We start from the raw sequence: 20,703 nt of genomic DNA, 5'->3' as shown, positions 1-20,703 counted from the left end.
AACTCCTTGATTACAGTATCTGACTCAGGAACTCCCGAGTCCGTTCTTCCTTGGGGGCGTCGAAAAAGGCCGAGGGCGTGTTCTCTTCCAGGATCACGCCCTGGTCCATGAAGGCGACCATGTCCCCCACCTCGCGGGCAAAGCCCATCTCGTGAGTGACGACCATCATGGTCATGCCGTCCTCGGCCAGGTCCTTCATGACCGAGAGCACCTCGCCCACCAGCTCCGGGTCCAGGGCGGACGTGGGCTCGTCGAAGAGCATCACGTCCGGCTCCATGGCCAGGGCCCTGGCGATGGCCACGCGCTGTTTCTGGCCGCCGGACAACGTATTGGGATAGGCTTTCTCCTTGTCGCTCAAGCCGACCTTGTCCAGGAAATGCCTGCCGATTTCCCTGGCGGCCCGCTTCTTGACCTTCTTGACCTGGGACGGGCCCTCCATGACGTTGCCCAGCACGGTCATGTGGGGGAACAGGTTGAAATGCTGAAACACCATGCCCACCCTGGCGCGCAACGAGTTGATGCGTTTTTCATCGCCGGTCAGCTCCCACCCCTTGATGCGCACCGAGCCCTCCTGGAAGGTCTCCAGGTAGTTGACGCAGCGCAACAGGGTGGACTTGCCGGAGCCGCTGGCACCGATGACGCACAGGACCTCGGAGTCCAGGACGTCGAGGTCGATGCCCTTGAGCACGTGGTTGTCCCCGAACCACTTGTTCAGGCCGTTGATCTCGATGACGGGTTGTTGTTCGTCCAAAGTCATGCCTGCACCCCGTCCACATCGAGACGGGACTCGATGAAGCTGAAAGTCTTGCTGAAGATTGCCGTGTACAACAGATAGAACAACGCCGCGATGGTCAGCATCTCCATCATCATGAAATTGGACGAGGCCAACTGCTGGGACTTGAGCAGCAGCTCGTTGATGGTGATGGTTGAGGCCAGGGAGGAATCCTTCAGGGCGATGATGAACTGGTTGCCCAGGGCGGGAATGGCCCGCTTGAAGGCCTGCGGAAGCACGATGCGGACCATGGCGCGCCTGTAGGACATGCCCAGGCTCCGCGCGGCTTCCATCTGGCCGCCGGAGACGGAGACGATGGCCCCCCTGAATATCTCGGCGATATACGCGCCGTTGTGGATGCCGAGGGCCAGAGTGGCCGAGGTCAGGGCGTCGAACCCGGCCACGCTGCGCAGGCCGAAATAGATGAACAGCAGCTGAAGCAACAGGGGAGTACCCCGAATAAGGTATATGTAGGCCCGGGCCGGAAGGTAGAAGACCGGTTTCTCGGAAATGCGCAGAAAGGCCGTTCCCAGCCCCAGCCCCATTCCGAGCAGAATGCCCATGGTCGTGACCTTGATGGTCATCCAGGCAGCCGGCAGAAAGAACGGCAGGTATTTGGCGAGCGCGGTATAATCGAAGTACATGGCTTTGTCCTGTTGTTAAAAAAAGACCGACGCGGCGTTCCCCCACGAAACGCCGCGCCGGACCGGAGTGCGTTATCGGACCGTGATGTCGGTCTTGAGCCATTTGCGGCTGAGGTCGGAAAGGGTGCCGTCCGCATGCATGGCGCTCAGCGCCTTGTTGACCTCGGCCAGCAGGGTGTCGTCGCCCTTGCGGAAGGCCACGGCGATGTCTTCGCCGCGCAACGGCATCCCGAGCAGGGCTATGTCGAATTTCCCGCTGTTCATGGCATTCACGCCGACCACGCGGTCGGTGATGACGCCGTCCACCACGCCGTTGTTCAACTCGGTCAGGGTGTGGGTGTCGTCCTTGTAGAGCCTCACGTCCCCGGCCCCGAGCCCGACGGCGTCGTCGGAAAAGGTCGTTCCCGTGACCACGCCGATGATCTTACCCTTGAGCTGGGCAGGGTCGGAATAGGACGCGCCCTTCTTCACGAGCAGCTGCGCGCCCGAATAGTAGTATGGGGTTGAAAAATCGACCACTTCCAGCCGTTTCTCCGTCACGGCCATGGAACCGAGAATGCCGTCGTAGACGCCGGAACGCAGGCCTTCGATGATGCCGCTCCATTCGGTGGTCACGGGCTTGAGCGAAACGCCCAGGCGGGCGGCCACTTCCCTTGCGACGTCCACGTCAAAACCGACGAGTTCGTTGCTTTCGTTATAGAAGTTGAACGGGGGATACCCGCCGCTCATGGCGAAACTGATTTCCCCAGCCTTCTTGACCCGCGACAGCGAGTCGACGGTCTCTTCGGAACAACCCGCGAGCATGACGGCAAAAAGCGTGACCGCGACAGCGGCCAGCAGCAGACGAGAGCGTTTCATAAGTTCTCCTATAGAATTTTGAGGTAACAGTTCCTCGGCATGACGATGAATCGATCGCCGTTCCGGAGGCAGTCCGTCAGGCAGCCATTCGTCTGGGAAGCGATGAGGAACATCAGTAAGAAAGCCGCGACAAGAGACGCTGCGACAATGGACAGATCAATCAGGTCAAATGATTTGTTCTTGTTTGTGAGTCGCATCGGTTCTCGCCTGCGGTTTGCGTTGCCTTGGGGTGCATCCAAGCAGCAATGCCCGCATCCGGCAAGGGGGCGCGACGGGTATACTTCGGGTATTCGGGTATACCCGAACTAGGCGAGGGAGTGTTTTTGCCGCAGGTAGGTGAAAAGAGAGGTTTTTTGACCCCGAAGGCCCAACTTTTTGCGGATGTTTTTCCGATGGGTCTGGACGGTTTCAAAGGACATGTTGAGCAACTCGGCAACTTCCTTGCCGCTCCGCCCGAGCTGGATGAGCTGGCAGACCTCCATTTCGCGCGGGGAAAGGCGCAGGAGGTCGGAATCGAATTCGCCGGAAGCGTCGCCGACCATCTCCACAAGCTGGTCTTCGATGAGATTCCTGTACCCCTCGCGGACCTCGGGCGTGTCCGACGACGTAATGCGTTCCAGGGCCGGGAACATCTGCTTCCTGACCTGGCTGGTCAGCTGATCACGCATCTCCTTGCGGTTCTCTTCCACGGTTTTGAGGACCTGTTTCAGCGCGATTTCCTTTTCCTTCACTTCGGCCCGTTTCTCCTGCAGGTCCTCTTTGAGTTCGACATGGGCGGTCAGGTCGTGAAGGATGAGTTGAAACAGGGCATAGTCGTTGAAGAGGATCTTGCGCAGGGTGATCTCGGCCGGGAACCCCTCCCCGTTCCCGTCGATGGCGACCACGTTTTCCGTCCACTGGTCCTTGGCCTCAAGGGAATGCATGGCATTCAGGATGGCCGGGTGAAACCGCTTGCCCAGGAGCCGTTTGCAGTGTTCGCCGGTCAAGCCCTGTTCCGGCTTGGCGTGTTGCGTCTGCGCCGCGGTGTTGGCGGCTATGATGGCGCCGTGCTCGTCTATGAGAAAGGTCGCGTCCAGGACGGTGTCGAAAAATGCGTTGAACAGGGTAATGGAGTCGGACCAGGCGGAGATATTGTCCTCCAGCCGTTCCTCGTAGTTTTCGTACAAGGCCTCCATGGGCCTGTTGTCGGTGGCGATGACGACATACCCCCCTTGCGGGCAGAGCATGGCGGACACGGGGATTATCCGGAGCAGGAAACTGCGCCCGTCACAGCAGGATATTTCGTGTATCTGCAAAGGCGGAAACCGCTTGAGCGTCGTTTCAAGGGAATTGGTTTCCAGCGCAAGGGATTCCCAGAACACCCCCCCTTCTCTCGGCATTTCGGGCAGGTAGCTGAGCCGTACGTCGTTTGACTCCACCACCACGCCCCGACCGTCGACAAAGAGGATGACGTCGTCCCAGGCCTCTATCACATCCCCGGGGTCACTGAAGGCCGTCATCAATTGTTGCGTGTCGTCCATTGCCCCTGGGTAACACGCGGCAGAAGACATGAAAACCTCCAGGCTTTTGATAAAACCGTCGGGCGCGTTCCGAAACACGGCGGCAAGGGGAGTCATTCGGACAAACCAGAAACGCCATCAAGGCGCACACCCCCTCGGGTCGGGCCGCCCAGACAACACGGTTGCCATTTTTGGCGTCTTCATATATCAATAAATCTTGATATAGGAATATAGCAAGAAACGGAAAGCGGTGAAAAGCCGCTGCGGACGCGCCGCCGTATCCGGCACGCACCCGTTGATGACCACCTTTTCGGGAAGGGATTCAACACCTTGGAACCAGGCCCGTACAACCACAAGGATACAATAAGGATATACCATGAACATCGCCGACCGCATCTCGAACACCGACCGTTTCCTGTCCCTTGAATTCTTCCCGCCAAAGGAAAAGGACGCCTGGCCCCGTTTTTTCGACCAGGTCAGCAGGCTGGCCGGCCTTGACCCCCTGTTCGTCTCGGTTACGTATGGCGCGGGCGGGTCGTTCCAGGACAACACGCTGGAAATCGCATCCGAGGTGAACCGGCAATTCGGGCTGGCGACCATGTCACACCTGACCTGCGTGGGAGCGAAAAGGGACGGCATTTCCGAATACCTGGACAAACTCCTGGAGGCGGGCATCAAGGACATCCTGGCCCTGCGCGGAGACCTGCCGGGCACGGACCGGGATGAAGCCTTGAAGGACTTCGCCCATGCCTCGGACCTGGTGGAATTCGTCAAGCAGGGATGGCCTGAAATGGGGGTGGCCGCCGCCTGCTACCCGGACGCCCACCCGGAATCCCCCACCATCGACGACGACCTCAGATGGACATGCCACAAGTTCAATGCCGGGGCGGACTATGCCGTCACCCAGCTATTCTTCGACGTGCGCCGCTACAAGGACCTCGTCCGCCGGTTGCGCTCCCGGGGCATAACCAACCCCATCGTGCCGGGGGTGCTTCCCGTGCTGAGCATGCAGTCGCTGAACCGCATCCTCGCCCTGTGCGGGGCCAACATCCCGCTCAAGCAGTACCTTGAACTGCAGACAGCGCATGACGCCGGCGGCGATGAGGCCGTGCGGCGCAAGGGAATCGAAATCGCGCGGCAACAGATCAGGGAATTGCTGGCCATGGGAGCGCCGGGCATTCATCTGTACACCCTGAATAACGCGGACATCTGCCTGGACATCCTGACGGACCTTCCGGACCTGGACGGGTGATCGGCGGACAATGCGGCGATACCTGGGACGCCCTGCGGCGTGAGCCGAGAGGAGGGAGATTTCCGTTGTCTCATCATCCGCATCGCAGTAGCATGCCTCCGGGGAGAAATGACGCCATGAGAAAAATGCTTGTCATCACGCGCGACGGAGGCCGGTCGGAGGCCATCAGCGAACTGCTCGGCCAGGAGGAAGTCCTGACCCAGACCCTGCCCGCCCCTGCCGAGTCCGGCAGCGACAAGGAGATCGACACCCTCTTCGTGGACGTGGAATCCCTGCTCGGGCGAAACAAGTCCATCAACAAGGCCCTGGACAAGCTGTGGGCCAGCTACCCGTCCGCGGCCATCGTGGTCATGGCCGACGAGGAGCAGACCAAGCTCGCGGTGGACGCGGTCAAGGCCGGGGCCTTCGACTACCTCACCCATCCCATCGAAAAAGAGGAACTCGGCCTGATCGTGGACAAGGTGCGGGAGTCGGACGTGCTCCACTCCGAGCTCGACTACCTGCGCGGACAGTTCTGGAGCGAGGACTCGCTGGAATACGTGGACACCCGCAGCAAGGCCATGCGGGACGTGTTCGTCAAGATCCGCCAGGTGGCCGGAACCCGGACCACGGTCCTGCTGACCGGCGAGACAGGCACCGGCAAGTCCCTCATCGCCAAGCTCACCCATGCCCACTCCAACCGCCGGGACATGCCGTTCATCTCCGTGCACTGCGGGGCCATCCCCGACACCCTGGTGGAGAGCGAACTCTTCGGCCACGAACGGGGCGCGTTCACCGGGGCCGTCCGGCGCAAGCTGGGCAAGTTCGAACTGGCCCACGGGGGCACCATCTTCCTGGACGAGATCGGCACGGTCAGCCAGTCGGTCCAGGTCAAGCTCCTCCACACCCTCCAGGAGCGGGTGATACAGCGTGTCGGCGGGGAGAGCGACATCCCGGTGGACGTGCGCATCATCGCCGCCACCAACGAGGACATGGGCCAGCTCTGCGAGGAAGGGAAGTTCCGCAAGGACCTCTTCTACAGGCTGAACGTGTTCCCCGTGCGCATCCCCTCCCTGCGCGAGCGGCAGGAGGACCTGCCCCGGCTGTGCGAGGTGTTCATCAAGCAGTTCAACGGGCTGCTCAACACGGAAATCAAGGGCATCCACCCCCAGGTCCTGGACACCCTGTTCGATTACGAATGGCCGGGCAACGTCCGCGAGCTGGAAAACGTCATCGAGCGCGCCTGCATCCTGGAAACCGGCGACATACTCATGGCGGACAGCTTCCCCCCGGACCTGCTCGACTCCCAGGGCGACGTGGTCACCTCCCCGGTCAAGACGAGCCTGCCCCTCAAGGAGGCCCGCCAGATCACGGTGGACCGGTTCGAAAGACAGTACCTCGCCAGCCTCCTCGAGCAATGCGGCGGCGTGATCCGCGAGACCGCCCGCCGGGCCGGGATCACCACCCGGCAGTTGAATAAACTCATGAATCGCCACGGCCTGGAAAGGCGATCCTTCCGAAAAAAGAACCGCTAGTTCTTATATTGACACGGACAAGGAACTATTAATTCCTATCGTTAGACAACATCATGATTTAGCTGATTTTAATTCTAAGCCATCCCAACCACACAGGTGAATCACTCAGGTTTCACCCATCAATCTCTCTCCTCCAGATCGAAAAAAGGAACCGTCAGTTCCTATAATTCACGCCGCTGAACAAAAATATTATTTTATCCCGGCCAGTTACCCGTATGGCACGGGCTATGCTCAATGGAAGGTTGACCAAGAACGGGGATACATCATGAAACGCCAGTCCAACACCACGCCACCATCCAGGGAGACCCTCCGCGGAGTGATCGTCCCGTCCCAGTGGGACAACGAGTTCCGGGTGACCGGGATGCTGATCGCCTGTCCCGGCGAGCGGGAAGTGCGTGTGGCCAATCTGGAGGCGTTCCCCATGCTGCACCTTCTTGAACGGACCGAGGTCGAGTTGACGGGAACCGTCCGAAAGGACGGAATCGCGGAGACCATCCACATTGACCGCATCCAGAGCCTGTGCGAATAAGCGGCCCCCTTCGCGACCGCACGCGCTGCCTGAAAGAACAAGACCATGAGCAACCAGGAAACCACCGCTCCCCCGAAAGTATGTGAAGTCCGGATCATTTCGGGCGTCACGCCCGCCGACGTTGAAACCCTGCTGGAACTGGCGGGCTCGAGCGGCCTGTTTTCGGCGGACGCCCTGCTGTCCACCGAGGACATGGCCTGGGACAGCGCCTATGGCGACGGCAATGAAGCGCACGTGTTCCTTTTGGCCAGGGCCAACGTCGACACGGACGACCGGATCGTCGGTTTCCTCTGCTTCGGCCCCATACCGCACTGGCCGGACAACTACGAACTGTACGGCATAGCGGTCGATCCGGAATACCGACGTCTCGGCATCGGCTCCGGCCTGGTCTCCGAGATGTGCCGCAGGGTGGCCGAAATCATGGGCAAGAGGATCTTTCTGGAGACCGGAGCCCGGGAGGCCTTTGAGGCGGCACGCAGTTTCTACGAGGCCTCCGGTTTTGAATGTGAACACCGCTTTCACAAACAATTCATCCCCATAGAGGGAGATACTGTTTATCGACTGGACGTCATGCCCGACGAATCCGATCAACATTATCAATAGCCTTGGAGGAACCATGATCCAGGATGTTTACGAAGATTCCCTGTATGGGCAGATACTGCCGGCGGAATGGAAGGACGAGTCCGTGTCCAGCCTGGTCCTGCTCGTGGACGGCGAAGAGGAATTCTTTGTGGAGAACGACGAGGACGGCGAGGTCCTCCTGGACTACATCGACAGGTGGGTGACCATTGAAGGCGTGGTCACGGAACAAGACGACGAATTCCGGATCAAGGTCCGCAATTACATGCTTGAAGACGAACTGGACTACGTAGACGACGACGCCTGGTAGGGACCGGCAACACTCAGCCCGGCCCCTGCGACCGGTTTTCCGCGAGACACCGATGATACATCCGAACACCGAAGTGCGCTTCGTCAATCCGACCATGGGCTACGGCGTTTTCGCCACGGCGGACATCCCGCTGGGGACCATCGTATACGTCAAGGACAGGCTGGAGATCGAAATGACCGAAGCGGCATACAGCCGCCTCGACGATCACCACAAGGACCTGGTCAGCAAGTACTCCTACACCGACGAAAACGGCATCCGCATCCTGAGCTGGGACCACGCCAAGTACGTCAACCACCGGTGCGACTGCAACACCATCTCCACGGGCTACGGTTTCGAGATCGCCATCCGCAATATCTGGAAGGGCGAGGAAATCAGCGACGACTACGGCCTGTTCAATCTCGAAGAGGAAATCCCCGTGGCCTGCAATTGCGTCTGCTGCCGCAAGACCCTGCGGCCGGACGACTTCGAGCGGTGCCACCACGACTGGGACGAAAAGATCATCCCCGCCCTGGCCAAGCTCACGGACGTGCACCAGCCGCTCATGAAGTACATGGACGACGTCACCAGGAAACAGATCCGGGCCTACCTCTGCGGGGAGGAGCCGTACACCTCGGTGCTTGCCCTGCAATACCGCAAGGGCCACCCCTCGCCGGAGAAGACACCGGACAGCATGCGCCTCCAACCCTAGGACCTGAATGGCCAACAAACTGATAAGACAACCAAAAATGATCATCGGGTGGCGGGAATGGGTTTCGCTGCCCGATTTTCACGTTCCCGGGATAAAGGCAAAAGTGGACACGGGGGCGGCCACATCGGCCATCCACGCCTTCGACATCGAGCCCTTTGAAACGGCCGGGGAGCGGTTCGTCCGCTTCGCCATCCACCCCATCCAGGGGCGGCACGACGTTTCGATTCCCTGCGAGGCCAGGCTGATCGAGAAACGGAAGGTGAAGAACTCGGGCGGACACATCCAGAACAGATACGTCATCGCCACCACCCTGGCTCTGGCGGGCAACCAGTGGGAGATCGAGCTGACCCTGACCAACCGGGACGAAATGAAGTTCCGGATGCTCCTGGGGCGCTCGGCCATGAGAGATCGGCTCATCGTCGATCCGCAACAATCATACCGGGCCGGGAAGATGGCCCCCAACAAACTCTATCGGAACATACAAGAAAAATGAAAATCGCCATTCTCTCGCGCAAGCGGACCCTCTACTCCACCAACGCCCTGGTCGAGGCAGGCATCAAGGCCGGTCACGACGTGCGCGTCATCAACCCGCTGCGCTGCTACATGAATATAGCTTCACACAACCCTACAATCCACTACAAGGGGGAAGACCTCTCCGACATCGACGCCATCGTCCCGCGCATCGGCTCATCCATCACCTTTTACGGCACCGCCGTCGTCCGCCAGTTCGAGATGATGGGCGTATACAGCCTCAACGAGTCCGTGGCCATCACCCGCTCACGGGACAAGCTGCGCTCCATGCAGCTGCTGTCGCGCAGGGGCATCGGACTGCCCGTGACCGGGTTCGCCAACTCCACCAAGTTCACCGACGACCTGATCAAGATGGTCGGCGGCGCGCCCCTGGTGGTCAAGCTCCTGGAAGGGACCCAGGGCATCGGCGTGGTCCTGGCCGAGAACGACCAGGCCGCCAAGAGCGTCATCGAGGGGTTCCAGGGCGTCAAGGCCGACATCCTGGTCCAGGAATACATCGCGGAGGCCAAGGGCCGCGACATCCGCTGCCTGGTCATAGGCGGCAAGGTGGTGGCCTCCATGCAGCGCAAGGCCCTGGCCGGGGAATTCAGGTCCAACCTCCATCGCGGCGGTTCGGCCTCGACCATCAAGATCACCCCCGAGGAACGCTCCACCGCCGTGCGGGCCGCCAAGATCATGGGGCTCAACGTCTGCGGCGTGGACCTGCTCCGCACCCACCACGGGCCCGTGGTCATGGAGGTCAACTCCTCCCCCGGCCTGGAGGGCATCGAGGGGGTCACCGGCAAGGACCTGGCCGGCAAGATCATCGACTTCATCGAAAAGAACGCCCAGCCGGGCAAAACCAAGACACGGGGAAAGGGATAGCCATGGGAATCGTCCGCCTCCTGCTCGCCATTGCGGTTTTCAATTCGCATTTTCCGCTCACGGACCTGCCCGTGGTCGACGGGCACGAGGCGGTCCTGGCCTTTTTCGCCATCTCGGGCTTCTACATGGCCCTGATACTGGACGGGACGTACTCCTCGGCACGGTCGTTCTACATGGGACGGTTCCTGTCCCTGTACCCGATCTTCGCCTTTGCCATGTCCGTCAGCGTGGCCCTGCTGGTCACCCTGGACATCCACCCCATGGCCACCCTGGACAATGTGAAGAGCATCCTGGCCCACCCGGCGGGCTTCCTGTCCATGGTCTCCACCGCCATCCTGCCCGTGGGCCAGGAGCTGCTCTTCAGCTTCGCCATAACGCCCGAGAACGGGCTCCACTTCCTGACCGAGGCCGGGCGGACCGGGCTGTGGCACAGCGCCCCGCTCATCCAGGCGTGGTCCCTGTCCCTGGAGACCGTCTTCTACGCCCTGGCTCCCCTGCTGGTCGTCATGAGGACCCGGACGCTGGCCTGGCTCGTGGGCCTGAGCCTGTGCGCCAAGGTGCTGGTCGTGGCCGGCGGCTTCCTGGACGTCGTGTTCCTGAAGCGGTTCTTCCCCATCGAGTTCTGGCTCTTCGGCAGCGGAATCCTCGCCTACAGGTTCTACAAGACCCTGCCCGAGACCCCGGCCCTGTCCGACTCCCTGATCTTCGCGGCCCTCGTCACAATCATCGCCATGGTCGGCGAGGCCCCGCCGGAGGCGGCGCCCTTTGCGCTGCCCCTTGCCACCCTTTTCTCCCTGCCCTTCGTCTTCCGGCGATTCAGGGATTTTTCCTGGGACCGGGTCGTCGGCAAGGTCAGCTACCCCTTCTACCTCATCCACTTTACGGTCATCGCCATTTTTGAAACGACCATGGAAGAGCCCCTGGGATGGGATATCCTGGCGGTGTCCCTGGCCGCCGCCGTGGCCGTCCACGCCCTGTTCGCCCCCGGCATCGGCGTCCTGAAGCAGGCCGTGCGCCTGCCCCTAGGCGACCTGCCCGCCCGTGCCCGGGCGCGATTCCGAAACCCCTGACGCGCCCTCGCGCCCTTCGGCCATTCTTTGCAAGACCGTGCTTGCGCTCCATTCAGGCTTGCGATAGCTTTACCGCATCACGATGTCCTTCAGGTGGCCGCAAGGCCGTAACAGGGAATCCGGTGCGAATCCGGAGCGGTCCCGCCGCTGTATCCCCCATGAAGGTCTGAGCCGACAAGCCACTGCCGCAAGGCGGGAAGGCGGATCAGACGGGGAAAGCCAGAAGACCTACCTGAAGCGTTTCTCTCCGATTGCGGACCGCGGAGCCCGCACCCGGACACGAACGTATTTATCATAAAACTGTTGCCGGAGTTCCGGGGGTTCCGCCCCGGGAACCGTCATCGGCAGCCCGCAAACAGTCCCTTCCCGAGCCGCCCCGACGCTCGCGGATATCCGCGTTCAACTGTTTGCAACGAGATTCGGTTATGCCCATTCAGATTCAAAAACGCGACGGATGCATTGAAACCTGGTCCACCAAACGGATCGGCAACGCCATCTTCAAGGCCCTCAAGAGCAGCGGCATCAAGGACCCCCTGCTCGCCGACAGGCTGGCCGGGAAAGTGGAGAAAAAACTCGACGGCGTGGACGTCCCCGAGCAGGAGCTGGTCCAGGACATGGTCCAGCAGGTGCTGATGGAGGCCCGGCTCTACAAGGTGGCCGAGCGCTACATCGTATACCGCGAAAAACGCCGGGAACTGCGCTCCCAGAACGACGCCTTCCTGGACATCGCGGGCGTCACGGAAGGCTACCTGGAAAACGTGGACTGGCGGGTCAACGAGAACTCCAACATGGTCCACTCCTACCAGGGGCTGATCCTGCACATGGCCGGGGCCGTGCAGGCCCGCTACATGCTGGAGAAATACCCCGAGGAAGTGCGCATGGCCCACACCCACGGGTACTTCCACATCCACGACCTGTCCTTCGGCCTGGCCGGATACTGCTCGGGATGGTCCCTGCGCGACCTGCTGCTGGAAGGCTTCAACCTGCGCGACCGCTGCTCCTCGACCCCGGCCAAGCACTTTGACGCGGCCTGCGGCCAGATGGTCAACTTCCTCGGCACCCTCCAGAACGAATGGGCCGGGGCCCAGGCCTTCAACAACGTGGACACCTACCTGGCACCCTTCATCCGCCGCGACGGGCTGGGCTACAGGGAAGTGAAACAGCAGATCCAGAAGCTGCTCCACAACCTGAACGCCACGTCCCGCTGGGGCGGCCAGAGCCCGTTCACCAACTTCACCTTCGACTTCGTGCCCCCGTCCCACATCGCCAAGGAAGCCGTCATCATCGGCGGCGAGCTGCAGGACTCCACCTACGGCGAGTACGCCGAGGAAATGGCCATGATCAACCGGGCCTTCCTCGAAGTCATGCTCGAAGGCGACGCGGACGGGCGCATCTTCTCCTTCCCCATCCCCACGTACAACGTGACCGAGGATTTCCCCTGGGAATCCGAAGAGGGAAAACTGCTGCTCAAGATGACGGCCAAGTACGGTGCGCCCTACTTCCAGAACTTCATCAACTCCGACCTCAACCCCGAGGACGTCCGCTCCATGTGCTGCCGACTGCAGATGGACCTGCGGGAAATCCGCAAGAAGACCGGCGGGCTGTTCGGCGCGGGCGACCTGACCGGCTCCATCGGCGTGGTCACCCTCAACCTGCCCAAGCTCGCCTACCTGGCCCACAACGAGGAAGACTTCTTCGACCTGGTGTCCGAGTACGCCCAGCTTGCCGGCGAGTCGCTGGAATTCAAGCGGAAGGTGGTTGAGAAGAACCTTGCTGCGGGCATGTTCCCGTTTTCCCGCCGCTACCTCAAGAACGGCTTCAAGGGCCACTTCTCGACCATCGGGCTCATCGGCGGCCATGAGGCGTGCATGAACCTGCTGGGCAAGGGCGTGGACACGCCGTCCGGCTCCCGGCTCATGCAGCGCGTGCTCAACCAGCTGCGCCGCATGGTCGTCCGGTTCCAGGAGGAGACCGGCAACCTCTACAACCTGGAGGCCACTCCGGGCGAGGGCACCTGCTACCGGCTGGCGAAAATCGACAAGGACCTGTACGCCGACATCTACACCTCCGGCGGCGACACCCCCTACTACACCAACTCCACCCTGCTGCCCGTGGGCGCCAGCTCCGACGCGTTCTTTGCCCTGGAGCACCAGAACGACCTGCAGACGCTCTACAACGGCGGCACCGTATTCCATACGTTCCTCGGGGAAGCCGCACCGAGCGAGGAGAGCGTGAAGAACTTCCTGCTCAAGGCCATGAGCAGGACCAAGATCCCCTATATATCGGTCACGCCCACGTTCTCCATCTGCGAGGACCACGGCTACCTGTACGGGGAGCACTTCAACTGCCCGACCTGCGACAAGGAAACCGAGGTCTACACCAGGGTCGTGGGCTACTACCGCCCCGTGGGCCGCTGGAACAAGGGCAAGCAGGAAGAATACAGGGAGCGCGTCGAATACACGCAGGAGACCTTCTGCAAGACGGCCTAGCCGGGAACAGCCATGATCCTTGACGCCAACCAGATCACTTCCATCAGGCAGCACAACGACGAGGAACTGCGAACGGGATGCCGTGGGACGCACGGCTACCCCGCCAGCACCGTTCAGAACCTGCTGCACACCATCGAATCGTTGAAGAAAGAGAAACGAAAATGGAAGAAACTGGCCCAGGCCAGGGGCAAGGCCCTCAAGGCCATACGCGACATCGCGGATGGCGAAGACAGACAGTGACCCACGCCCGACCGCCATCCGACGGCGGCTCATGACGCGACCCGGGGCTGATGCGGTGTTGATCCGCATCAGCCCTTTTTCCCGGCCCTGCGCCGCCCTGGGACGGAAACCGGGCCGGGCAAGGGTACGCACCTGGCGATATCACATCATATATAATATTTTCAATGGAATAGGCCGGTCGCCATTGTCGTCATATTCACATTTACGTTAAACCCCTGTGTACAGAATTGATGAAAACGTAATGCCGGTGAATGGTTCGTGAGCACCCCCCGGCATGGACCACCCCTCCTCCGCCATTAATTTGATTTTGGCATCGTTTCCCGATGCCGCATTAAATCAGACGTTTATACCGCCGTCCTTCGATTATCCCGACAAAATATCACCGTCTTTCCCACCCGGAGGCCTCAAGTGGTCTCCGAATTGCTCTATTGGGCTCGTGCGCCTTGCACACAAAACTGTAGCCCCGTTGTAGGACAATGAACCCACGTTTCAAAAAAGCATTCGGCAATCTGGTTGTGGGAACCGCGCTCGTCGCGGTCGTCCTGATCCTGATAGTCACGGTCTTCGCCCCCTGGATCGCCCCATTCGACCCTGCGGAGCAGTTCTTCGACGGGCTGACGATGGAGGGCATGCCCCTGCCGCCCAACCACACCTACTGGCTGGGAACCGACCTCCTGGGCCGTGACCTGTTCTCCAGGCTGGTGTTCGGCGCGCGGACCTCGCTGCTGATCGGGCTGGTGGCCAACGGCATCGCCGTGGGCATCGGCTCCTTCCTCGGCATCGCCGCAGGGTACGCGGGCGGGCCGGTGGCGACACTCATCAACCGGTTCACGGACCTGATGATGGCCTTCCCCGCCCTGCTGCTGGCCATCGCCCTGGCCGCCATCTTCACCCCGAGCCTGTGGATCGTGGCCCTGGTCATCGCCATGGTCAACTGGGTCTGGGTGGCGCGGGTCGTCTACTCCCAGACGGCCTCGCTCAGGAAAAGCGAATTCATCGAGGCGGTCCGCTCACTGGGTGCGCGCTGGCCCCGCATCCTGTTCGTGCACATCCTGCCGCACCTGGTGCCGACCATGCTCATCTGGGCAACGCTGGGCATCTCCACCACCGTGCTGCTGGAGGCGACCCTGTCCTTCCTCGGCATCGGCGTGCGCCCGCCCACCCCGTCCTGGGGCGGCATCATCTTCGAGTGCCAATCCTATTTCATCGACGCGCCGTGGTTGGTCTTTTTCCCCGGCATCGCCATCCTGAGCGTGGCCCTGGCCTTCAACATCCTCGGCGACGCCCTGCGGGACGCCCTTGATCCCACCCAAAGGGGGAAAAGCTGATGCTGGTCACCTTCCTCAAACGATTCAGCCAGTCCCTGGGCATCCTGCTGGGCGTGACGGTCATCACCTTCATGCTGACCTACCTCATCCCGGCGGACCCGGTACGCATGCTCGCGGGCCGAAGCGCCAGCCAGGAGACCGTGGAAAACATCCGCCACCAGCTCGGCCTGGACCAGCCCCTGCCCGTCCAGTACGGCCGCTACGTGGTCAACCTGATCCAGGGCGACATGGGGCGCAGCTTCAAGCAGAAGACCGAGGTGACCACCCTGGTCCTCAGCCGCATGCCCGCCACCCTGCTGCTCATGGCCGGGGCGATCTTCTTCGAACTGCTCATCGGCATCCCGGCGGGCATCATCGGTGCGGTCAGAAGAGGCAGGAAGTCGGACAACTTCTTCATGATGATGTCGTTCATGGGCGTCTCGGCCCCGCAATTCGTGGTCGGGCTGATCATGCTCTACCTGTTCGCCTACAGGCTGGAATGGCTGCCCCTGGGCGGCTACGGCACCCTGGCCCACCTGGTCCTCCCGGCGGTCACCCTGGGGATCACCGGCGGCGGCTGGTACTCGCGCATGATGCGCTCCTCCATGATCGACGTCCTCCTGCAGGACTACATCCGCACGGCCCGGGCCAAGGGCGTGTCCCCGTGGCGCGTGGTCATGGTCCACGGCATGCGCAACGCGGTCCTGCCGGTCATCGCCATGATCGGCCTGGACATCGGCTTCTTCATGGCCGGCGCCATCGTGGTGGAATCGGTCTACGGCTGGCCCGGCATCGGGCAACTCGCCTGGCAGGCCATCCAGACCATCGACATCCCCGTCATCATGGGCGTGACGCTCGTGGCGGCGATATTCATTGTTCTAGGCAATTTCCTCGCCGACCTGGTGATGCCCCTCGTGGACCCCAGGCTGCGACAGAATTGACGATTGGGTCGCGCGTCTCGCGCAAAAACAAAGAGAGGTTCCGGAAATGAAAAAGAGAGTATTATTCCTGGCCGCCCTGGCCGTCCTGATGATGGCCGTGCCCGCCATGGCCATCAAGGCGGGCGGCGAAGCGGTGGTTTCCTACAAGGAAGACGTGGTCACCCTGGACCCGGCCATCGGCTATGACTGGCAGAACTGGTCCATCATCAAGTCCCTCAACGCCCGTCTCATGACCTATGAGGCAGGCACCGCCAAGCTGGTCACGGACATGGCCGAGGACTTCACCGTGTCCCCCGACGGCCTGACCTACGTGTTCACGCTGAAAAAAGGCGTGAAGTTCCACAACGGCCGCGAGGTCAAAGCCGGTGACGTGGTCTACTCCCTGACCCGCGTTGTCGAGCCCAAGACCCAGTCCCCGGCCCAGGGCTTCTACCACTCCATCAAGGGCTACGACGACCTGGTGGCGGGCAAGACCGCCGAACTGGCAGGCGTCACCGCGCCCGACGACTACACCGTCAAGGTCGAGCTGACCAGCCCCGACGCCACCGTGCTGCACGTGCTGGCGCTCAACTTCTCCTCCGTGGTCCCCAAGGAAGCCGTGGAGAAATGGGGCGACGACTTCGGCCACCACCCCGTGGGCGCAGGCGCGTTCAAGCTCGCCGAATGGAAACTCGGCCAGTACCTGACCATGGTGCGCAACCCCGACTACTTCGTGGCCGGTCTGCCGTACCTCGACAAGATCACCATCCAGATCGGCCTGGAGCCCTCGGTCGCCCTGCTCAAACTGCAGCGCGGCGAAGTGGACATCCTGGGCGACTCCATCCCTGCGGCGCGTTTCGTCAAGATCATGCAGGACCCCGAGTGGAGCAAACAGGTGGTCTCCGGTTCCGACCTCCAGACCGGCTACATCACCATGAACGTCAAGATGAAGCCCTTTGACGACGTGCGCGTGCGCCAGGCCGTGAACATGGCCGTGAACAAGGACCGCATCGTCAAGATGATCAACAACCGCGCCATCCCGGCCAACCAGCCCCTGCCCCCGACCATGCCGGGCTACGACAAGGCCTACAAAGGCTACGCCTTCGACGTGGCCAAGGCCAAGGCCCTGCTGGCCGAAGCCGGTCTGGCCGATGGTTTCGAGACCGAGCTGTACTGCATGAACGTCGACCCGAACCCCCGCATCGCCCAGTCCATCCAGCGCGACCTGGCCGAGATCGGCATCAAGGTCAACATCAAGTCCCAGTCGCAGGGCACGGTCATCGCCGCGGGCGGCGAGCCCGACCAGGCTCCCATGATCTGGTCCGGCGGCATGGCCTGGATCGCCGACTTCCCGGATCCGTCCAACTTCTACGGCCCGATCCTAGGCTGCGGCGGCGCGGTCAAGGGCGGCTGGAACTGGTCCTGGTACTGCAACGACGAGGTCGAGGCCATGGCCAACAAGGCCGACGCCATGTCCGACCCGGCCAAGCAGGCCGACCGCGAGAAACTGTGGATGGAAACGTTCATCAAGATCATGGACGACGCCCCGTGGGTCCCCGTGTTCAACGAAACCCGTTTCAACATGCACTCCAAGAACGTGAGCGGCGACAAGAAGGCCTTCATCGATCCCGTGCATATCCCGTTCAACTACAGCTACATCTACTCCAATGCAGTCCAATAGCATCGAAAAGAAACACCTCCACTTCGGTTGGGACAACGCCATCACCCCCGTGATGGCCGTTGCCCCCGGAAGCGTGGTGGAATTCGACACCCTGGACGCCGGCGGCGGCCAGCTGAACCGCAATTCCACCTTGGAAGACGTCTCCAAGTTCGATTTCGACAAGGTCAACCCGACATTCGGTCCCGTCTTTGTCGAGGGCGCCGAGCCCGGAGACGCATTGAAAGTAACCGTCATGGACCTGAAGCTCGAAGGTTGGGGATGGACCGCAAACATCCCCGGCTTCGGCCTCCTGGCCGACCGCTTCGACCAGCCCGCGCTGCACATCTGGGAGTTCGACCCCGCCTGCACCGCGCCCGCCGAGTTCAAGGGCGGAGCCAAGGTGCCGCTCAAGCCGTTCCCCGGCATCATGGGCAACGCCCTGCCCGAGGCGGGCTGCCACTCGGTGGTCAACCCGCGCAAGTTCGGCGGCAACATGGACACCCGCGACATGAACGTGGGCACGGAAATCCTGATCCCGGTCGGTGTCCCGGGCGCGCTCTTCTCCTGCGGAGACGGGCACGCCGCCCAGGGCGACGGCGAAATCTGCGGCACGGCCATCGAGGCCCCCATGGCCATGACCCTGAAACTGGACCTGGTGAAGGGCGCAAACCTGAACTTCCCGCAGTTCACCACCACGGGCCCGGTTTCCAGCCACTTCGACAAGGCCGGGTACGACGTGACCATGGCCATGGGCGAAGACCTCATGGAGTGCGCCAGGAACTGCGTCGGCGACATGGTCGACAAGCTGGCTGCGGAAAAGGGTCTCGCCCCCGTTGACGCCTACATGCTGTGCAGCGTGTGCGCAGACCTTCGCATCAGTGAAATCGTGGACATGCCCAACTGGATCGTGTCCTGCTACTTCCCGAGGATCGTCTTTGAACTCTAATACGACCCTGCCGGAGCAGTCCCTCGGGACTGCTCCGGCAGACACCAACATTCTCGAGGTGGACGACCTGACCGTCGGCTTCCATACCGACGACGGCGACATCCGCGTGCTGGACAAGATCAGCTACCACGTCCCCTCCGGGGAGACCGTGGGGCTGGTCGGCGAATCCGGCTGCGGCAAGTCGGTCAGCGTCATGACCCTCATGGGACTGCTCCCGTCGCCGCCCAGCTTCGTCGACAACGGGGCCATCCGGTTCCGGGGCAAGGACCTGCTCCAGGCCTCGAACAAGGAGCTGCGCTCCATCCGGGGCAGGGACATCGGCATGATCTTCCAGGAGCCCATGACCAGCCTGAACCCCACGTTCACCATCGGCTGGCAGTTGGCCGAACCGTTGCGCATCCACCTGGGCCACTCCAAGGATCGGGCCCGCGAGGAGTGTTTGAAGCTGCTCGACATGGTGGGCATCGGCGGCGGGGAAAAACGCCTCAGGCAGACGCCGCACCAGTTGTCCGGCGGGTTGCGCCAGCGGGTGATGATCGCCATGGCCCTGGCCTGCCGTCCCGGCCTGCTCATCGCCGACGAGCCGACCACCGCCCTCGACGTAACCATCCAGGCGCAGATCCTGGAACTGCTGGCCGAGCTGCAGGCGGACCTGAACATGTCCGTGCTCATGATCACACACGACCTCGGCGTGGTGGCCGAGACCTGCTCCTACGTCTATGTCATGTACGCGGGCCGAATCGTTGAGCACGGCCCCATCGACCGGTTGTTCGAGCATCCCTCGCACCCGTACACCAAAGGGCTGATGATCTCGATCCCGCGCCTGGACGAGGTGCGCAAGTGGCTGCCGACCATTCCCGGCACCGTGCCCAGCCCGCACCAGCGCGGCAAGGGGTGCTACTTTGCCGCCCGATGCGGGGAATGCACGCCCCGCTGCATCGAGGAGGCCCCGGCCATGACCGCCATCCATGAATCAAACGGGCAATCCCACTGCGTTGCCTGCTGGAAATACCTACCGCGATGAATACCAAAGAAGAACTCCTGGTGACCACCAACCTGGTCAAGCATTTCCCGCTCAAGGGCACGGACCGGGTCGTGCACGCCGTGGACGGCGTGAACCTGACGCTCAACCGGGGCGAGACCCTGAGCGTGGTCGGCGAGTCCGGCTGCGGCAAGTCCACCCTGGCCCGGCTGTGCATCCACCTGCTGGAGCCCACCGGCGGCACCGTGCACGTGAACGGCCACGACCTGACCTCCCTGAGCAGCAGGGAGTTGCAGGCGGACCGGCGGCAGATGCAGCTCGTGTTCCAGGACCCGTTCGCCTCGCTCAACCCGCGCCGCACCGTGGCCCAGACCCTGATCGAGCCCATGGTCATCCACAACGTGGGCACCCACGCCGAACGCAGGGCGCGCATGCAGGAGCTGCTCGAGACCGTGGGGTTGAAGCCGGAGATGGCCGACCGCTATCCCCATGAATTTTCCGGCGGCCAGCGCCAGCGAATCGGCATTGCCAGGGCCATCGCCCTGCGCCCGGAGCTGGTGGTCCTGGACGAGCCGGTCTCGGCCCTGGACGTGTCCATCCAGTCCCAGATCCTCAATCTTCTGGTGGAACTGCGGGAAAGGATGGCCCTCACCTACATGTTCATTTCCCACGACCTGGCCGTGGTCAAGCACATCAGCGACCGGGTGGCCGTCATGTACCTCGGGCAGATCGTGGAGACCGCGCACACCGACGGGCTCTACGACCGCCCCCTGCACCCGTACACCCGCGCCCTGCTCTCGGCCATCCCCGTGGCGGACATGGGCAAGCGCGCCCGGCGCACACGGCTCGGCGGCGACATCCCCGACCCCTCGCGTCCCCCGGAAGGCTGCCGATTCTGCCCGCGCTGCCCCCAGGCCATGGACCGCTGCAAAACCGAACCGCCCAGGGAACGGAACCTCGGCACCAAGAATTCGCCCCACTATGTGCGCTGCCACCTCTATAACGACTAGCGCGCATTGCCCGCCCGCTCCGGTCCGACCGGAGCGGGG

At 62.1% G+C, this 20,703-nt stretch carries 21 protein-coding genes and 1 riboswitch; of the genes, 17 read left to right on the top strand and 4 right to left on the bottom strand.

Annotated features, from left to right (window positions below; all coding sequences use genetic code 11):
- Positions 1 to 10: 10 nt before the first annotated feature.
- The 4 genes from OO730_RS13185 to OO730_RS13170 form a co-directional block, all read right to left on the bottom strand.
- On the bottom strand, positions 11 to 757 hold the full coding sequence (locus OO730_RS13185) for an amino acid ABC transporter ATP-binding protein (protein ID WP_264981939.1): 747 nt from the start codon (positions 755 to 757) through the stop codon (positions 11 to 13).
- Positions 754 to 1,416: an amino acid ABC transporter permease gene (locus OO730_RS13180; RefSeq protein ID WP_264981938.1), complete on the bottom strand. Its 663-nt coding sequence runs from the start codon at positions 1,414 to 1,416 to the stop codon at positions 754 to 756. The genes OO730_RS13185 and OO730_RS13180 overlap by 4 nt, the downstream gene beginning before the upstream one ends.
- A 72-nt stretch (positions 1,417 to 1,488) precedes the next feature.
- Positions 1,489 to 2,274, bottom strand: a complete 786-nt coding sequence (locus OO730_RS13175) for an ABC transporter substrate-binding protein (RefSeq protein ID WP_407681895.1) — start codon at positions 2,272 to 2,274, stop codon at positions 1,489 to 1,491.
- A 305-nt stretch (positions 2,275 to 2,579) separates the two neighbouring features.
- Positions 2,580 to 3,773, bottom strand: a complete 1,194-nt coding sequence (locus OO730_RS13170) for a LuxR C-terminal-related transcriptional regulator (RefSeq protein ID WP_264981937.1) — start codon at positions 3,771 to 3,773, stop codon at positions 2,580 to 2,582.
- Between the two features lie 376 nt (positions 3,774 to 4,149).
- Here OO730_RS13170 and OO730_RS13165 point away from each other — a divergent pair, with 376 nt between their 5' ends.
- The 17 genes from OO730_RS13165 to OO730_RS13085 all read left to right on the top strand — a co-directional run bounded on the left by OO730_RS13165 (position 4,150) and on the right by OO730_RS13085 (position 20,664).
- Complete coding sequence (locus OO730_RS13165) at positions 4,150 to 5,025, top strand: methylenetetrahydrofolate reductase (protein ID WP_264981936.1); 876 nt, start codon at positions 4,150 to 4,152, stop codon at positions 5,023 to 5,025.
- Positions 5,026 to 5,141: 116 nt separating this feature from the next.
- Positions 5,142 to 6,539 (top strand): sigma-54 dependent transcriptional regulator, encoded by a 1,398-nt coding sequence (locus OO730_RS13160; RefSeq protein WP_264981935.1) that lies wholly within the window; start codon positions 5,142 to 5,144, stop codon positions 6,537 to 6,539.
- A gap of 265 nt (positions 6,540 to 6,804) precedes the next feature.
- A complete protein-coding gene (locus OO730_RS13155) occupies positions 6,805 to 7,068 on the top strand; it encodes a hypothetical protein (RefSeq protein WP_264981934.1) in 264 nt (87 codons plus the stop codon).
- A 45-nt stretch (positions 7,069 to 7,113) separates the two neighbouring features.
- Positions 7,114 to 7,671 carry a GNAT family N-acetyltransferase gene (locus tag OO730_RS13150; protein WP_264981933.1) on the top strand — a complete coding sequence of 186 codons (558 nt, stop codon included), beginning with the start codon at positions 7,114 to 7,116 and terminating at the stop codon, positions 7,669 to 7,671.
- Between the two features lie 13 nt (positions 7,672 to 7,684).
- Positions 7,685 to 7,957, top strand: a complete 273-nt coding sequence (locus tag OO730_RS13145; protein ID WP_264981932.1) for a hypothetical protein — start codon at positions 7,685 to 7,687, stop codon at positions 7,955 to 7,957.
- 52 nt (positions 7,958 to 8,009) lie between these two features.
- Entirely contained in the window at positions 8,010 to 8,645 is a 636-nt protein-coding gene (locus OO730_RS13140) for an SET domain-containing protein (RefSeq protein ID WP_264981930.1), read from the top strand.
- 7 nt (positions 8,646 to 8,652) lie between these two features.
- Positions 8,653 to 9,138 carry an ATP-dependent zinc protease family protein gene (locus OO730_RS13135; RefSeq protein WP_264981929.1) on the top strand — a complete coding sequence of 162 codons (486 nt, stop codon included), beginning with the start codon at positions 8,653 to 8,655 and terminating at the stop codon, positions 9,136 to 9,138.
- Positions 9,135 to 10,040: a 30S ribosomal protein S6--L-glutamate ligase gene (gene rimK / locus OO730_RS13130; protein ID WP_264981928.1), complete on the top strand. Its 906-nt coding sequence runs from the start codon at positions 9,135 to 9,137 to the stop codon at positions 10,038 to 10,040. Before OO730_RS13135 ends, rimK begins: the two co-directional genes overlap by 4 nt.
- A 2-nt stretch (positions 10,041 to 10,042) precedes the next feature.
- Complete coding sequence (locus OO730_RS13125; protein WP_264981927.1) at positions 10,043 to 11,110, top strand: acyltransferase family protein; 1,068 nt, start codon at positions 10,043 to 10,045, stop codon at positions 11,108 to 11,110.
- Between the two features lie 74 nt (positions 11,111 to 11,184).
- Positions 11,185 to 11,360: riboswitch (cobalamin riboswitch) on the top strand.
- 175 nt (positions 11,361 to 11,535) lie between these two features.
- Positions 11,536 to 13,599, top strand: a complete 2,064-nt coding sequence (locus OO730_RS13120; RefSeq protein WP_264981926.1) for a ribonucleoside triphosphate reductase — start codon at positions 11,536 to 11,538, stop codon at positions 13,597 to 13,599.
- Between the two features lie 12 nt (positions 13,600 to 13,611).
- A complete protein-coding gene (locus tag OO730_RS13115; RefSeq protein ID WP_264981925.1) occupies positions 13,612 to 13,839 on the top strand; it encodes a hypothetical protein in 228 nt (75 codons plus the stop codon).
- A gap of 476 nt (positions 13,840 to 14,315) precedes the next feature.
- Positions 14,316 to 15,167, top strand: coding sequence for an ABC transporter permease (locus OO730_RS13110; protein WP_264981924.1), 852 nt, complete (start codon positions 14,316 to 14,318; stop codon positions 15,165 to 15,167).
- The gene (locus OO730_RS13105; protein ID WP_264981923.1) at positions 15,167 to 16,087 is read left to right on the top strand and encodes an ABC transporter permease; all 921 of its coding nucleotides are present in this window, start codon (positions 15,167 to 15,169) and stop codon (positions 16,085 to 16,087) included. Before OO730_RS13110 ends, OO730_RS13105 begins: the two co-directional genes overlap by 1 nt.
- Positions 16,088 to 16,133: 46 nt before the next feature.
- Positions 16,134 to 17,747, top strand: coding sequence for an ABC transporter substrate-binding protein (locus OO730_RS13100; RefSeq protein ID WP_264981922.1), 1,614 nt, complete (start codon positions 16,134 to 16,136; stop codon positions 17,745 to 17,747).
- The gene (locus tag OO730_RS13095; protein ID WP_264981921.1) at positions 17,734 to 18,672 is read left to right on the top strand and encodes an acetamidase/formamidase family protein; all 939 of its coding nucleotides are present in this window, start codon (positions 17,734 to 17,736) and stop codon (positions 18,670 to 18,672) included. Before OO730_RS13100 ends, OO730_RS13095 begins: the two co-directional genes overlap by 14 nt.
- On the top strand, positions 18,662 to 19,696 hold the full coding sequence (locus OO730_RS13090; RefSeq protein ID WP_264981920.1) for an ABC transporter ATP-binding protein: 1,035 nt from the start codon (positions 18,662 to 18,664) through the stop codon (positions 19,694 to 19,696). Before OO730_RS13095 ends, OO730_RS13090 begins: the two co-directional genes overlap by 11 nt.
- Entirely contained in the window at positions 19,693 to 20,664 is a 972-nt protein-coding gene (locus OO730_RS13085; RefSeq protein ID WP_264981919.1) for an ABC transporter ATP-binding protein, read from the top strand. The genes OO730_RS13090 and OO730_RS13085 overlap by 4 nt, the downstream gene beginning before the upstream one ends.
- Positions 20,665 to 20,703: the final 39 nt, after the last annotated feature.

It is taken from the genome of Pseudodesulfovibrio portus, from assembly GCF_026000375.1.
Taxonomy (GTDB): Bacteria; Desulfobacterota; Desulfovibrionia; order Desulfovibrionales; family Desulfovibrionaceae; genus Pseudodesulfovibrio; species Pseudodesulfovibrio portus.
This window is presented reverse-complemented; position numbering and strand designations above follow the sequence as displayed.

Bases quoted from the DNA above. Each gene is read 5' to 3' on its own strand.
- OO730_RS13185 (WP_264981939.1), bottom strand. From the start codon at position 757: ATGACTTTGGACGAACAACAACCCGTCATCGAGATCAACGGCCTGAAC.
- OO730_RS13180 (WP_264981938.1), bottom strand. From the start codon at position 1,416: ATGTACTTCGATTATACCGCGCTCGCCAAATACCTGCCGTTCTTTCTG.
- OO730_RS13175 (WP_407681895.1), bottom strand. From the start codon at position 2,274: ATGAAACGCTCTCGTCTGCTGCTGGCCGCTGTCGCGGTCACGCTTTTT.
- OO730_RS13170 (WP_264981937.1), bottom strand. From the start codon at position 3,773: ATGACGGCCTTCAGTGACCCCGGGGATGTGATAGAGGCCTGGGACGAC.
- OO730_RS13165 (WP_264981936.1), top strand. From the start codon at position 4,150: ATGAACATCGCCGACCGCATCTCGAACACCGACCGTTTCCTGTCCCTT.
- OO730_RS13160 (WP_264981935.1), top strand. From the start codon at position 5,142: ATGAGAAAAATGCTTGTCATCACGCGCGACGGAGGCCGGTCGGAGGCC.
- OO730_RS13155 (WP_264981934.1), top strand. From the start codon at position 6,805: ATGAAACGCCAGTCCAACACCACGCCACCATCCAGGGAGACCCTCCGC.
- OO730_RS13150 (WP_264981933.1), top strand. From the start codon at position 7,114: ATGAGCAACCAGGAAACCACCGCTCCCCCGAAAGTATGTGAAGTCCGG.
- OO730_RS13145 (WP_264981932.1), top strand. From the start codon at position 7,685: ATGATCCAGGATGTTTACGAAGATTCCCTGTATGGGCAGATACTGCCG.
- OO730_RS13140 (WP_264981930.1), top strand. From the start codon at position 8,010: ATGATACATCCGAACACCGAAGTGCGCTTCGTCAATCCGACCATGGGC.
- OO730_RS13135 (WP_264981929.1), top strand. From the start codon at position 8,653: ATGGCCAACAAACTGATAAGACAACCAAAAATGATCATCGGGTGGCGG.
- rimK (WP_264981928.1), top strand. From the start codon at position 9,135: ATGAAAATCGCCATTCTCTCGCGCAAGCGGACCCTCTACTCCACCAAC.
- OO730_RS13125 (WP_264981927.1), top strand. From the start codon at position 10,043: ATGGGAATCGTCCGCCTCCTGCTCGCCATTGCGGTTTTCAATTCGCAT.
- OO730_RS13120 (WP_264981926.1), top strand. From the start codon at position 11,536: ATGCCCATTCAGATTCAAAAACGCGACGGATGCATTGAAACCTGGTCC.
- OO730_RS13115 (WP_264981925.1), top strand. From the start codon at position 13,612: ATGATCCTTGACGCCAACCAGATCACTTCCATCAGGCAGCACAACGAC.
- OO730_RS13110 (WP_264981924.1), top strand. From the start codon at position 14,316: ATGAACCCACGTTTCAAAAAAGCATTCGGCAATCTGGTTGTGGGAACC.
- OO730_RS13105 (WP_264981923.1), top strand. From the start codon at position 15,167: ATGCTGGTCACCTTCCTCAAACGATTCAGCCAGTCCCTGGGCATCCTG.
- OO730_RS13100 (WP_264981922.1), top strand. From the start codon at position 16,134: ATGAAAAAGAGAGTATTATTCCTGGCCGCCCTGGCCGTCCTGATGATG.
- OO730_RS13095 (WP_264981921.1), top strand. From the start codon at position 17,734: ATGCAGTCCAATAGCATCGAAAAGAAACACCTCCACTTCGGTTGGGAC.
- OO730_RS13085 (WP_264981919.1), top strand. From the start codon at position 19,693: ATGAATACCAAAGAAGAACTCCTGGTGACCACCAACCTGGTCAAGCAT.